The organism is Streptomyces griseorubiginosus (genome assembly GCF_036345115.1).
Lineage (GTDB): Bacteria > Actinomycetota > Actinomycetes > Streptomycetales > Streptomycetaceae > Streptomyces > Streptomyces griseorubiginosus_C.
Map to the genome: position 1 here is coordinate 6,579,491 of NZ_CP107766.1, position 12,842 is coordinate 6,592,332.

Below are 12,842 nucleotides of genomic sequence, written 5' to 3' on the forward strand. Positions count from 1 at the left end.
GAGGACGTGACGCGCGGGAGCCCTTCGGTTCAGCCCCCGCAGGACACGGGCCGCTCGGCCGGCACGTCCCGCACCAGAGCGGTGACGGTGTCGAGGTACTCCTTGGTCCGCCGGTCCCGGGAGAGCCGGTCGTACACCGGCTGCACCGCCTCGCGCAGTGCGGCCGACCGGGCCGGGCTCACGGCGGCGAACTTCTGGCCCCGGGCGCAGAGGCTCTCCAGGTCCCTGTTCTCCTCTGCGCGCAGGTCCGCGGCGGCGCCGTGCACCGCCTGCCGCGCCGCCTCCCGCAGGAGCCTGTGCCGGTCCTCACCGAGCCGCTCGACGACCTTGGTGTTGGCGACCAGGACGATCGGGCGGGGCCACAGAACGACGTTGGAAGTGCCGATCATCCCCGCTTTGTCGTAGCGGTTCCCGTTGACGGATCCGATCTGCTGCTCGAACCCGTCGAGACCCGCCACCGAGCTGCCCGCGCCGAACCATTCCGGCTTCGCGCCGAGGGCGCGCATGGTGGAGTCGGCGACCTTGGACTCCTGGATGCCGATGGTGCGTCCCTTGTAGTCCTGCGGACCGAGCAGGGGTGTCCCGGCGCCGAAGGGGCGGCGCAGGCTGCCCGGGAGCAGGCCCACGCCGGTGAGACCGTCGCCGTCGACCTCGCGGATCATGCGCTGGGCGACCGGTGCGCCGAGGACCTTCTCCTCGGCGTCGAAGCTGTTGATCAGCAGTGGTGCGGTCAGGGCGCCCAGGGCAGGGGCCCTACGGATGTCGAAGACCCGACTGCCGAGGGCGGCCAGATCGACCCGTCCGGACCGCACGTCATCGAGCAGTCGCTCCTCGAAGTCCGGTCCCTCCTCATGGTGGGCGTCGAACTCGGCCGAGATCTGGATCGAGCCGTGGGACAGCGTCCGCACGTTCCGCAGGAAGGCGTCGAACTCCTCACTCCCGCCCATCGGTGTGGCCAGCGTCAGGACGACCGGCTCATCAGTGCCGCTGCCCCGCGTGTTCTCGGCGAATTTCCCGCTCGCTGTGCTGGAGCAGCCGACGGCGAGCAGGACCAGGCCGACGGCCGCGCTCAGTGCGGCACCCACCGTCGTACGTCGGGAACCCATGGCCTCACGCTTCCTTTCCCGCTGGGCCGCCCACAGCCCGACGGCTTCGACGCTACGGACCGGGTGCCTGCCGCGCATCCGTACGGTCCGTGACTTCCCGCCAAGGGGTGACCCGCCCCCGGAAATGGCCGTACGGGATCGGACGTCAGACGACCGGGACAGCGTCGAACACGCGGTCGTGCACGCGGACGTGGGCCGATTCCGCGAGGTGGTCGATCAGGGCCTGGTAGCGGGCCAGGACGTACGCCTGGCGGACCTGTTCGTGTGCCGTGGTGAACGACTGGTGCGGGAAGTCGGCGCGGTGGGTGGTGAACCAGGACCTGAGGGCGCTGTCCGGTGTGGTGATGGCCCGCGTGGCGGTGAGCCTGTCGCGGAGGGCGGCGGCCAGGTTGTTCAGGACGTAGGTGAAGTAGTTCGACTCGGTGTACTGCACCGGGCCGTAGATGACCTGGTGGGCGGCGACGGCCGTACGGCGACGGGCGTTCTCCGCCTGCCAGTTGGCCAGGAAGGCGTCGTAACCGGAATCCGCCAGGAGGCCCTCGCGGTGGGCCAGGTGCAGTTCGACGGTGACCCTGGTGACGTCGGCCAGGGCGCGCTCGCGGAGGTAGGCGGCGGGCGTCCGGCCGTCGTGTTCCGTGGTCCAGAAGCCGGGGCCGTCCTCGGCGCCGAACTCCTGCCGGAAGTGGGTGAAGGTCGCCGACCGCTCCTGGGCGAGGTAGAGGGCGAGTTCCCGTACGGGGATCTCCTGGCCGTCGATCGTCGCCGCCACGGCCGTGACCGGTGGGGCCGGTGCGGCGGCCGGTGGTCTGCTGTGCCGCGGGCCGGACAGCAGCGCCACCATGGCGATGGCGACCGCGGCCACCACCGCGGTGACGGCTGTCGTCCAGAGCGGTACGACAACGCGCGGACGGTTCGTCGCCGGCGTCCTGGGCCGGTGCCTCGTCGACGTGCTCATCGCCGACTCCTCCTTTCCTCTGGGGTCGTCCTGAAGGGGGCGGGCGCCCGGCCCGGAGCACCCTCATGCTCCGGGCGGGCACCCGTCCCGTCCCGCCGTCGGTTCAGTCGGCGGCGAGCGTCTGGATCTCAGCGGTGCTGAGGACCCGGTTGTAGAAGTGGACGTCGTCGATCTGGCCGTTGGTGAAGTCCACCGGTCCCTGGTTGTAGGTGCCGGCGCCGATGAGCGTGGCGCCGATCGCCTTCCAGGGGGAGGTGAAGGACGTGCTGCCCTGGAGGGTGCCGTTGACGTACAGCGAGATCGTCTGGGCGCCGCTGTCGTACACGCCGAGGACGTGGTACCAGGTGCCCGTCGTGGCCGCCGAGCCGGCCGTCACCGTCGTGGCCGCGGACGCGTTCGCGTCGGAGGCCCGGGTGACGAAGGTGAACTTGCCTCCTGACAGTTGCAGGTAGAAGGGGCTGACCTTGCCGCCGACCAGGCTGGCGAAGGTCTGGTTGTTGCCGCTGACGGAGTTCAGCTTCACCCAGGCGCCGACCGTGTAGCTCTGGCTGGTGTCGATCACCGAGGAGGGGACGACCGCCATGGTGACGGCGGTGCCGTCGAGGCTCAGCGAGTCGCCGCCGACCTTGCCGCTGCCCGCCCAGCCGCCGTTGCCCTCGGTGTAGCCGTCGTCGGTGTTGCCGAGCAGGTTGGTGACGGTGTGGCCGCTGCCCTCGTCGAGCTGGTAGTAGCCGGCGGCGCCGGTGCCGAGGGCGTACGCCTCGCGGGCGGTGATCGCCCGGGGGATCATCCGTACGTCGTCGACGGCGCCGTTGGCGAAGTCCACGTTCCCGCCGTTCCACTTGGCCCGGCCGATCGTGGTGTGGCCGGTGGCCTTCCACGGCGAGGAGAACGCCGTGGTGCCCTGGAGCTGGCCGTTGACGTACAGCGCGATGGTGTGGGCGCTGTTGTCGTACACGCCGGTCAGGTGGTACCAGGTGCCGGTGGCGGGGCTGCCGCCGGTGACCTGCTTGTACGTGGCGCCGGTCGAGTCGGCGCTGCGGACGGTGAAGGCGAAGGTGCCGCCCGACAGCTGGAGGTAGAAGGGGCTGATGTTCGCGCCGTCGATGCTCGCGTAGGTCTGGTTGCCGGTGAGGCTGTTGGGCTTGACCCACGCGGAGACCGTGTAGCTGCCGCTGGTGTCGAGGGCCGTGGTGGGTATGTCCACCCAGGAGTTGCTCGCGCCGGTCAGACTGACGGCGCCCGTGCCGACCGTGCCGGTCGTCCAGGAAGCCCCGGCCTGGAGGGTGCCGTTGTTGGCGCCGCCGGTCAGGTCGGCGGTGGCGGTGCCGGAACCCTCCTCCAGCGGCCAGTACGCGCCCGCGTGGGCGGTGGGTCCGGAGACGGCCGGGCCGTTGTAGGCGCCGATGTTGGGCGCGGCGGTGGCGGAGACGGTGTTGCCGAAGTAGTCCTGGCCGCCGTTGGACGAGACGACCGCGCCCGCGCCGAGGGCGGGGGAGCCGCTGCGCAGCTTGTAGACCGCCGCGGAGGCCCGGCCCGTTCCACCGGCGCCCGGGTTCACGAACAGCGGGTCGGCGGTGATCTTCGCCGAGTCGGCCGGTTCGCTCGCGGGATGGTTGCCGTAGAACAGGTTGTGGGTCCACGTCGTCTTGTTGGTGGCGTAGCCGCCGGTGCCCAGCTTGTAGACGATGTTGTTCGAGAAGGCGACCGTGCTGTTCGGAGTCCCGCCGGTCACATTGCCGTTGTCGCCCTCACCCATGTAGATCGTGTTGTTGTACACCTGGGCGGTGGTGTTGCTGTCGACGCCGCCCATGCCGGGGAAGACCGCGTTGGACGCGCCGTCGTTCTGGCTGATGTTGTAGCGGATCACCGAGGACTTGGCGCCGAAGCCGCTGCGGCAGCACCACTCCGTGAAGCCGAACGGGTTGTCGTGGCTCCAGTTGTACTGGATGACGGTGCCGGAGTTGTTGTTGTCGATGTCGAAGGCCTGGCCGTCGACGAAGTTGCGGTACTGCCGGGAGACCTCGTTGTTCTGGAACACCGCGTTCGTGGTCCACCCGTTCCACAGACCGGCGCCGGAGTAGCGGTAGCCGTTGTCCGTGGCCACGTTGTTCTGGATGAGCGGTGAGGCGCAGAACACGCAGACGATGTCGTTGCCGCCCATGTCGGTGAGGGTGTTGCCGTCGATGACGACGTTGGTGGTGTTGATGTTGTGGTTCAGGCCCACGAGCGAGCCGATGTAGATGCCGCCGGCGTCGTCGCGGGTCAGCGTGTTGTTGCTGATCCGGACGTCGTCCCAGCCGCTGGTGGTGTTGTTGTCGGTGACGTCGAAGGCGATGCCGGAGGACTGGCTCGGCTGCACGGGGTTCTGGACGTTCGCCCAGTACCCCTTCACGTCATGGATGTTGTTGTTCAGGATGTGGATCCCGGCGAGGATGCCGGTGGTGTCGTTCTCCAGCTGGATGCCGCTGCGGACCGCCGCACTGGACGCCGGGTTGGTGATCTCCAGGTTCTGGACGGTCCAGTACTGCTGGTTGTGGAGGTAGACGGTGGCCGCGGCGCCCCCGCCGTTGAGGATGGGCGCGGCACCGGACCCGTAACTGCCGATCACGATCGGGTTGCCGGCGGCGCCGGATCCCTGGGGCTGGAGTTCGCCGGTCCAGGAACCGCCGGCCTGGAACAGGATCTGGTTGCCGGCCGTGAACGTCGTCGCGTTGACGTTCGTGAGCGTCTTCCACGGGGTGGCGGTACTGCATCCGTCGTTGCTGTCGCTGCCGGACGACGACGAGACGTAGTACGTGGTGCAGGTCGCAGCGTGCGCAACCGTGCTGGGGACGAGCACGAGTCCCAGCGTGGCTGCCGCGCTGCCCAGGGCCGCCATGAGGCGGCGTGGCCATCTTCGCATTGCGTTCCTCTTCGAACGGAGCGGATGAGGGAGAGGTGGAGCGGACCGGTGCGCACGCCGTGCCGGGCGGTGCGGGGAGAGGGCGCGCCGAACGCACCGGTCGATCTGGGGAAAGGGCGGCGGTCAGCTCGTCAGGGGTGGGGTTCAGCCCTTGACGGCGCCGCTGAGCAGGCCGGACACGATGTGCCGCTGGACCGCGACGAAGAAGACCACCATGGGGACCAGGGCCATGACACTCAGGGTCAGGAAGGCCGGCCAGTCGACCTGGAACTGCCCGACCGAGGTGTAGACCTCCAGCACGATCGTGCTCTTGCCCGGGTCGCTCAGGTACACGTTGGGGGTGAAGAAGTCGTTCCAGATCCACATGGTCTGGAACACCGCGACCGTGGCCAGGATGGGCCGGATCAGCGGCAGCACGATCCGCCAGAAGACCTGCCAGGGACCGCAGCCGTCCAGCCGGGCCGCCTCGATGACCTCGAACGGCAGGGTGGCCATGTAGCCCTGGATGACGAACCAGCAGAAGATCGAGCCCGCGCTGTAGACCAGGACCAGGCCGTTCAGGCTGTTGACCAGGTTCAGTTTGACGAAGATCTGGTAGACGGGGATCAGCGTGGACTGGGTGGGCACGACGAACGCGAGCAGCAGGAGCTTGCCGAAACGCCGGTTGAACCTGGTGGGGCGGATCGTCAGGGCGTACGCGGCCATGGCGCCGATCAGCACCATGAGGGCCACCGAGACCACCGTGACGTAGAGGGTGTTCGCGAACGCCGCCGCGACGGGGACCTGGTCGAGGACTCGGCGGTAGGTGGAGAAGTCCGGTGAGGTCGGCAGCGCGAGGGGTGAACCGGTGGTCTGCGCCTGCGACTTGAGGGTGTTGACGAGGACGTAGTAGAAGGGCAGCGCCATCACCGCCGAGAGGGGCAGCATGTAGACGCTGGTCAGCCAGCCCCGGGTGCGCAGCCGGGAGAGGATCGCCGTCACCGGAACCTCCTTTCCAGCCTGCGGGTCACCGAGAGCTGGAGGGACAGCACGGCGGCGACCGCGATCAGGAAGATCACGCTCAGTGCGGCGCCGAGCCCGTAGTCGGCCTCGACGATGCCGCGTTGCACGAGTACCTGGGTCATGGTGAAGGTGGCGTAGCCGGGCCCGCCGTTGGTGAGGGTGAACGGCAGGTCGTACACCCTCAGGCCGTTGATGAGCAGCAGGAACTGGCTGACCGTCATGGCCGGGGCGAGCAGCGGCAGCGTGATGCGGAAGAACTGCTGGCGCGGGGTGGCCCCGTCGATGGTGGCGGCCTCGTAGTAGTCCCGGGGGACGGACTGGAGGTAGGCGAGGTAGAGGACGGCGTGCCAGCCGGTCTGGGCCCAGACCCCGACCACGATCACCGAGACCTTGGCCAGGGTGTTGTCCGACAGCCACGGCACCGGGCCGACTCCGAAGAGGCCGCCCAGCACGGAGTTGATCACCCCGGAGGACAGCGGCGACAGGACGAACGTCCACACCAGGCCGAGGATCGCCATGCTGGGTACGGCGGGGAAGAAGAACGCCGCGCGGACCAGACTCCGGCCGGGGAAGCGGCGGTTGAGGATCACCGCGAGCGGGATGGCCAGGACGGTCACGATCAGGGTGGTCGCCACCGCGTACAGCAGGGTGAATCCGAGGCCCGTCAGCACCGAGGGGTCGGTGAAGATCTGCCGGTAGTTCCGCAGCCCGACCAGGTGCCGGGTCGGTGAGGAGCCGCTGTAGTCGGTGAAGCTGTAGTACACCGACTCGGCGAGCGGCACCACGAACAGCACCACCAGGACGAGGGCGATCGGCACCAGGAACGCCTGCGTGGTCAGCTGCTCGCGCAGCCGGCGGCGGCCGGGGCGGGTCCCGCCGGACGCGCCGTCCGGCGCGGTGCCGGCGCGGGCCCGGGTGGGGAGGTCGGGGGTCTGTATGGCCATGAGGGCTGTCGCTTCCCGCCTACTTCGCGTCGAGCTGCTTGAGCTTCTTGTCCAGCGCGGCGGGGATGTCCTTGGGCTTGACCGAGCCCTGGATCATCTGCTGCATCTGGGTGTTGAGCTCCTGGCTGAGCTCGTTGGAGTGGCGCGGCCAGGCGACGACGGGGAGGTAGATCTTGCCGGAGCGGGCGCCGAGGGCCTGGTTGGTGATGCTGTCGGCGAAGCTCGGCGTGTAGTTGCTGGTCGTGGTGATGGCGCCGCTGGACTTGCCGTACGCCTTCACGGCGTCGGGGCTCGCCAGGAACTCCAGGAACTTCAGGGCGGCTTCGGGGTTCTTGGCCTTGGGGTTGATCGCGTAGCCCGGGCTGGCGGCACCGGTCCAGTAGCTGGTGCCCGGGGTGATGCCGGGGATGGCCTCGGTCTGGAAGGAAAGCTTCGGGGCGCTCTTCTGGACCGCGGGCACGTTCCAGGTGCCGGCGCCGAACATGGCCACGCGTCCGTTGGCGAACTCGCTGACCACCTGGTCGCCGGTCAGGCCCAGCACGGCCTTGGGCGTCAGCTTCTCGGTGTACAGCTTGCAGTAGGCGACCAGCGGGTCGGTCCAGGTGTCGGCGAAGGTGGTTCTGCCCGCGAAGATGTCGGCGTCGGGGAAGGCGGTCCGGCTGTCGAAGTACCCGCCGAGCAGGCCCCACAGCGCCATGAAGTTGCCGTCGTGGGCGGCGTCGTAGTACGGGGTGATGCCCTTGTCCTTGAGCTTGCGGCACAGGTCCAGGAACCCGTCCCAGCTGTCCGGCAGCTTGTCCGCGCCGACCTTGGCGAGCAGCTCCTTGTTGTACATGATCCCGCCGGCCCAGGAGGAGATGGACAGTCCGTAGACCTTCCCGTCGACCGTCATGAACTCCTTGTTGGCGGAGTTCATGGGCTCCAGGAACTTCTGGCCGGTCAGGTTCTTCACGAAGCCGCCGCCGACCAGCTGCTTGTCCTCGGCGGTGAGGATGAAGACATCCGCGCCTGTGTGCGCCTGGAGGCGGGTCTGCAGGGTGGAGACGTACTGCGGCACCGGCGGTGCGTAGGAGAAGGAGACGGAGGCGCCGGTCTGCTTGGTGAACAGGTCCAGCACCGGCTTCATGACGGTCTGGGTGTCCCAGGAGAAGAAGGAGACGGACCCCTTCCCGCCGCCCCCGCCGACCGCGGTGCTGGTGGAACAGGCGGCGGCACCCAGCGCGGTCCCCCCGAGAACGGCGGCCATGAGACCGCCCTGCACGAAGCGCCGTCTGGTGAGCTGGGGGGTGCTGTCTGCGGTGGGGTTGGTGGACATGGTGGGTCCTTTCGGGGAGCGCGTGAGGCGGGGGCGGGTGTGGTGTGTACGGGGGCGGAGGGAGCGGGGCCAGGAACGCCGTCCTGGGCGGGAGCGGGGTGCGAGGCCGGTGCACTGAGCGGAGTGGGCGCCTTGGCCGGGGCGGGGGTACCGGGGCCGACGGGCGGGTCGCCTCGGCCGGGACGTAGGTGTCAGGGCAGGAAAGGGCGTGTCAGGGGAGTGGCAAGGTGTGGAACGGGACCGTGTCGCGGTCCAGGCGGAGGTGGTCGCCGTCCGTCGTGAGGCGGGCCAGTTGAATCACCGAGCGGCGCTGCGCCGGGCCGTCGGCGGACGGGGGCTCCGTCTCCCGGTCGGGGTGGGTGAAGTAGAAGATCCAGGCCGCGTCGGAGCCCGCGACGACGTCGGCGTGGTGTCCCACACCCCGGTCGTCCTCGCGGATGCCGGAGCCGTCGAGGATGCGGCCCGCCGGGGTCCAGTCGTCGAGGTCGGCGGAGCGGAACACGTCCTGGCCGTCCCAGCAGTCGACGACCATCCAGTACCGGCCGTCCAGCGCGAAGACGTTCGGTCCCTCGTGCGGCCGGTGCTCCAGCACGGGACCCCGCACCCGCCAGTCGTACAGGTCCGCCGAGTCCGCCGCCCAGGTGTGCGAGCCGTGGGCCTCGTCCTTGTACCACATGCGCCAGCCCGAGCCGTCCGGCAGCGGATGGACGCAGGCGTCGATGACCCGGCGTGAGCTGAGCGGCACCGGCCCGGCCAGCACCCAGTGCCACAGGTCCCCGCTGGTGTAGTGCAGGATCCGCCGGTCGTGGCCCTCCCAGCGGTCCGGCACCCCGCGGATGTAGCTGACGTACATGTGGAACACCCCGTCGGGCGCCCGCACGATCTCCGGGGCCCAGAACGTGTTGGTGCCCGGTTCGAACGGGAGGCTGTCCAGCACTCCGCGGTAGAGCCACTCGCGGCCGTCCGTGCTGGTCGCGACGCCGATCGCGGTGCCGTGCACCCAGGCGACGCCGGGCGCCGACACGTCGGAGCGACGCTGTGTGTAGAACATCCACCACTGCCGGCCGTCGTACTGCACGACGGGATCGGTCGGGCCCGCGTGGACGGGGTCCTCGTACAGGGGCGCCGGGGCGGGGGCAAGGGAGGCCATGACGACCTTCTTCTGCCGGCGGGAGCCGGCTTTGTCGGGAGAATGCCGAAGTAACCGGATGAACCCGGTGTTACAGCTGAGTGAAGCGGGATCAGGATGTCCGTCGGGTACATCGTCGTCAAGCCTCTTTGGTCGGTCTTTTTCCAGACCGACATCAAAGGGCGTCCCTGAGTATCCACGCCATGCTCGTGATCTTTGCAGGTCATGGCTGTTCGCTTCGTCGCTTCCTCCAGCTCCCACGCACCCCCGCAAGGAGACCGCTGGGTGCCATCGGACTTCTCTTCCTTTGACAACGATGAATCTCCGGTGCGAAGCTCACCTCACCTCAACCCACCCCCGCAGACGAGGAGACCGGCCCCGTGCCCCAGAGCGCCCCCCGCGACCACCAGGCCGAACGGCCCGCCGGCTACCTCTTCGCCCACTTCGCCGGCGAGCACCGCCCCGACGGCGAGCGGATCCGCTTCGCGCTCAGCGACACCCCCCGCATGGACCGATGGACCGAACTCGAAGATGTCCCCCCGCTCGCCCCCGTGGGCGGAGGGGCCCGGGACCCGTACCTGGTGCGGGCCGCGGACGGCAGCGGGTTCCATCTGCTCGCCACCGACCTGCGCATCCACGGCGGCGCGGGCTGGGAACAGGCGATCGCGCACGGCAGCCGCGACCTGCTGGTGTGGCACTCGGCCGACCTGCGCGAGTGGGACGGGCCGCACCGGGTCGAGGTCATGCCGGAGCAGGCCGGGTGCGTCTGGGCACCCGAGGCCGTCTACGACCCGGACCGCGAGGAGTACCTGGTGTTCTGGGCGTCCACCGTCTACCCGGACGACGACCCCGGGCACGAGAGCCCGTCGTACCAGCGCATGTACCGCGCGGCCACCAAGGACTTCCGCACGTTCGGCGAGGCACGGGTGTGGGTCGACAAGGGCTATCCCGTCATCGACTCCACGGTCGTGGAGCACGAGGGCTGGTTCTACCGGTTCACGAAGGACGAGCGGCTGCCCGGCACCGCGGACGCCCCGGACGCCAAGTTCGTCTTCGTGGAGCGCTCCCGGGACCTGACCGCCCCGGCCTACGAGCCCGTCGCACAGGGCGTGGGCCGCGGCGCCGGAGGACTGCCCGGGCTGGCGCACGCGGAGGGGCCGATCGTGCTCCCGGCACCCGACGGGCGGGGCTGGCTGCTCCTGCTGGACGAGTTCCTCGGCCGCGGCTACGTGCCGTTCCGGGCCGACCGCCTGGACAGTCCCGTGTGGCTCCCCGTGGCCGACCCGGAGTTCTGCGTCCTGCCACCGGGACTCCGGCACGGCTCGGTGCTGCCGCTCACCGCGGCCGAGTGCGCGGGGCTGCGCAGCCCCGCCCCCGCCGGAGCCTAAGGTTCGGTCATGTCCACGATGCATGACGTGGCCCAGCGGGCCGGGGTGTCACTGAAGACGGTCTCCCGTGTGGTCAACGGCGAGCCCAACGTCAGCGAACAGACCCGGCGCAAGGTCGACGCGGCCATAGCCGAGCTGGACTTCCGGCCCAACTCGGTCGCCCGCAATCTGCGCACCGGCCGGATCGACCTCGTCGGACTCGCCCTGCCCCACCTGTCCCAGCCCTACTTCTCCTCGCTCGCCGAGGAGATCATGCGAGAGGCGGAACGCCACGGACTCACGGTGCTGATCGAGCTCACCGAAGGAGCCGCCGAGGCCGAACTCGCCCTGGTCCGGGAGCACGGTCCGCACCTGGGCGGGCTGTTGATGTACCCGGTGGGGCTGTCCGACGCCCAGGCCCTCACCGTGGCACGGACCGTGCCGACCGTGTTCATCTCCGAACGGGCCTACGACGCACCCGTCGACCGGGTCGCCATGGCCAACCAGGAAGGCGTCCGGGCCCTCGTCGGACACATGGTGTCGCTGGGATACACCCGGATCGCGGCCCTCGGCGCCGACCACACCGACCGGCCCGAGCGGGCCGCCGCCCACCTGCGCCTGGAGGGCTACCGCGAGGGACTGCGGGACGCCGGTCTGCCCTACGTCCCCGACCTGGTCCTCGAAGTGGGCACCCCGCACTGGAACCGCCAGGAGGGAGCCACCGCCATGCGCCGGCTGATCGACCAGGGTGTCCCCTTCGACGCCGTGGTCGCCTTCGCGGACGTCCTGGCGCTCGGCGCCCTGCACACCCTGCAGGAGGCGGGGGTGCGGGTCCCGGCCGAGGTGGCCGTCGCCGGGTTCGACGACACCGACGACGCCCGGTACGCGCACCCGGCGCTCACCTCGCTCGCCCCCGGCAGGAGCCAGATCGCACGCGAGGCCCTGGTCCTGCTGAACGACCGCATGAACGGTACGGTCGAGCGGGATTCCGGCCGGCTGGTCGTCGCCGACCACCAACTGACCGTCCGTGAATCGACTTTGGGAGGGATGCCCGCATGGGGCGGAGCGTGACCATGCGTACCGTGGCCGAGAAGGCGGGCGTGTCGACGAAGACGGTCTCCAACGTCATCAACGGCACCGGCTCCTTCAGCCCCGAGACGGAACACCGCGTCCGTGCGGCCGTCGAGGAACTCGGCTACCGGCTCAACCCCTTCGCCCGCGGGCTGCGCTCGCAGCGCACCGGCACCATCGCGCTGGTCCTCCCGAACGTCCACCAGCCGTTCAACGCGGAGCTGGCCGAACAGGTCATCCGGGCTCCGGAGACCCAGGGCCTGAAGGTGGTCGTCGAGACCACCCGGGGAGACGCCGAGCGGGAACGCGCCGTCCTGTCCACCTCGCACAAGGAACTCGTGGACGGGGTCATCTACGTGCCGCAGGCTCTCACCGCCGAGGAGTACCTGCCGCTGCCGCTCACCCAGCCCACCGTCGTCCTCGGCGAGCGCCCCGCCCAGGCGGCCGGGACGCACCTGGACTACGTCGAGATCGCCGACGAGCAGGGAACCCACGCGGCCGTCAGCCATCTCCTCGCCCAGGGCAGGCGCCGTATCGCCGCCCTGTGCGAACAGGCGGAACCCCGGGCCGGCGGCCGGCGTCTGCGCGGTTACCGCAGAGCTCTCGAGGACGCCGGGGTCGCCTACGACGACTCGCTGGTGATCGGTGTGGACGACGCCGACCTGTGGTCCGCCGGCGCCGGCGCGGTGGCCCGTCTGCTGCGCACCCGCGTCCGCTTCGACGCCCTGTTCTGCTACAACGACGTGGTCGCCATCGGTGCGCTGTCGGTCCTCGCCCGCAGCGGCGTCTCCGTCCCGGACGACGTGGCCCTGGCGGGCTTCGACGACATCGAGGCGGCCCGCTTCGCCTCGACCCCGCTGACCACCGTCGACCCGCAGCGCGCGGTGATCGCCCGCACAGCGGTGTCGCTCCTGCGTTCCCGCATGGACCTGGAGGACTTCCGGGACCTCCCCGGCCGCTGCGAGAGCGCCGGCTTCGCCCTGCGGGTGCGGCGGTCTTCCGCGGCCGCGCCGGGCCTCCCCGGGGTCGACTGAGCGGGGAGTGCTTC

Annotated in this window: 10 protein-coding genes; 3 read left to right on the forward strand and 7 right to left on the reverse strand. The window is 70.0% G+C overall.

Annotated elements, in window-relative coordinates:
* Positions 1-29: 29 nt before the first annotated feature.
* The 7 genes from OHN19_RS29770 to OHN19_RS29800 all read right to left on the reverse strand — a co-directional run bounded on the left by OHN19_RS29770 (position 30) and on the right by OHN19_RS29800 (position 9,377).
* Positions 30-1,106 (reverse strand): hypothetical protein, encoded by a 1,077-nt coding sequence (locus tag OHN19_RS29770; protein ID WP_330267140.1) that lies wholly within the window; start codon positions 1,104-1,106, stop codon positions 30-32.
* Positions 1,107-1,251: 145 nt separating this feature from the next.
* Complete coding sequence (locus OHN19_RS29775) at positions 1,252-2,061, reverse strand: hypothetical protein (protein ID WP_330267141.1); 810 nt, start codon at positions 2,059-2,061, stop codon at positions 1,252-1,254.
* Positions 2,062-2,164: 103 nt separating this feature from the next.
* Positions 2,165-4,966, reverse strand: coding sequence for a LamG-like jellyroll fold domain-containing protein (locus OHN19_RS29780; protein ID WP_330267142.1), 2,802 nt, complete (start codon positions 4,964-4,966; stop codon positions 2,165-2,167).
* 144 nt (positions 4,967-5,110) lie between these two features.
* Positions 5,111-5,947 carry a carbohydrate ABC transporter permease gene (locus OHN19_RS29785; protein WP_330267143.1) on the reverse strand — a complete coding sequence of 279 codons (837 nt, stop codon included), beginning with the start codon at positions 5,945-5,947 and terminating at the stop codon, positions 5,111-5,113.
* The gene (locus OHN19_RS29790) at positions 5,944-6,912 is read right to left on the reverse strand and encodes a sugar ABC transporter permease (RefSeq protein WP_330267144.1); all 969 of its coding nucleotides are present in this window, start codon (positions 6,910-6,912) and stop codon (positions 5,944-5,946) included. Before OHN19_RS29790 ends, OHN19_RS29785 begins: the two co-directional genes overlap by 4 nt.
* Positions 6,913-6,931: 19 nt before the next feature.
* Positions 6,932-8,227, reverse strand: a complete 1,296-nt coding sequence (locus tag OHN19_RS29795) for an ABC transporter substrate-binding protein (protein WP_330267145.1) — start codon at positions 8,225-8,227, stop codon at positions 6,932-6,934.
* Positions 8,228-8,438: 211 nt separating this feature from the next.
* Complete coding sequence (locus OHN19_RS29800; protein WP_330267146.1) at positions 8,439-9,377, reverse strand: glycosyl hydrolase; 939 nt, start codon at positions 9,375-9,377, stop codon at positions 8,439-8,441.
* Between the two features lie 359 nt (positions 9,378-9,736).
* On the opposite strand from OHN19_RS29800, the gene OHN19_RS29805 reads away from it, so the two are divergent.
* The 3 genes from OHN19_RS29805 to OHN19_RS29815 are packed head-to-tail and all read left to right on the forward strand — an operon-like array spanning position 9,737 to position 12,828.
* Positions 9,737-10,744 (forward strand): glycoside hydrolase family 43 protein, encoded by a 1,008-nt coding sequence (locus OHN19_RS29805; protein WP_330267147.1) that lies wholly within the window; start codon positions 9,737-9,739, stop codon positions 10,742-10,744.
* A 9-nt stretch (positions 10,745-10,753) separates the two neighbouring features.
* Entirely contained in the window at positions 10,754-11,794 is a 1,041-nt protein-coding gene (locus OHN19_RS29810; protein WP_330267148.1) for a LacI family DNA-binding transcriptional regulator, read from the forward strand.
* A 2-nt stretch (positions 11,795-11,796) separates the two neighbouring features.
* On the forward strand, positions 11,797-12,828 hold the full coding sequence (locus tag OHN19_RS29815; RefSeq protein WP_330269739.1) for a LacI family DNA-binding transcriptional regulator: 1,032 nt from the start codon (positions 11,797-11,799) through the stop codon (positions 12,826-12,828).
* Positions 12,829-12,842: the final 14 nt, after the last annotated feature.

What these genes read in the sequence shown, in the direction of transcription:
- OHN19_RS29770 (WP_330267140.1), bottom strand. Translation starts at nt 1,106, where the DNA reads ATGGGTTCCCGACGTACGACGGTGGGTGCCGCACTGAGCGCGGCCGTC.
- OHN19_RS29775 (WP_330267141.1), bottom strand. Translation starts at nt 2,061, where the DNA reads ATGAGCACGTCGACGAGGCACCGGCCCAGGACGCCGGCGACGAACCGT.
- OHN19_RS29780 (WP_330267142.1), bottom strand. Translation starts at nt 4,966, where the DNA reads ATGCGAAGATGGCCACGCCGCCTCATGGCGGCCCTGGGCAGCGCGGCA.
- OHN19_RS29790 (WP_330267144.1), bottom strand. Translation starts at nt 6,912, where the DNA reads ATGGCCATACAGACCCCCGACCTCCCCACCCGGGCCCGCGCCGGCACC.
- OHN19_RS29795 (WP_330267145.1), bottom strand. Translation starts at nt 8,227, where the DNA reads ATGTCCACCAACCCCACCGCAGACAGCACCCCCCAGCTCACCAGACGG.
- OHN19_RS29800 (WP_330267146.1), bottom strand. Translation starts at nt 9,377, where the DNA reads ATGGCCTCCCTTGCCCCCGCCCCGGCGCCCCTGTACGAGGACCCCGTC.
- OHN19_RS29810 (WP_330267148.1), top strand. Translation starts at nt 10,754, where the DNA reads ATGTCCACGATGCATGACGTGGCCCAGCGGGCCGGGGTGTCACTGAAG.
- OHN19_RS29815 (WP_330269739.1), top strand. Translation starts at nt 11,797, where the DNA reads ATGCGTACCGTGGCCGAGAAGGCGGGCGTGTCGACGAAGACGGTCTCC.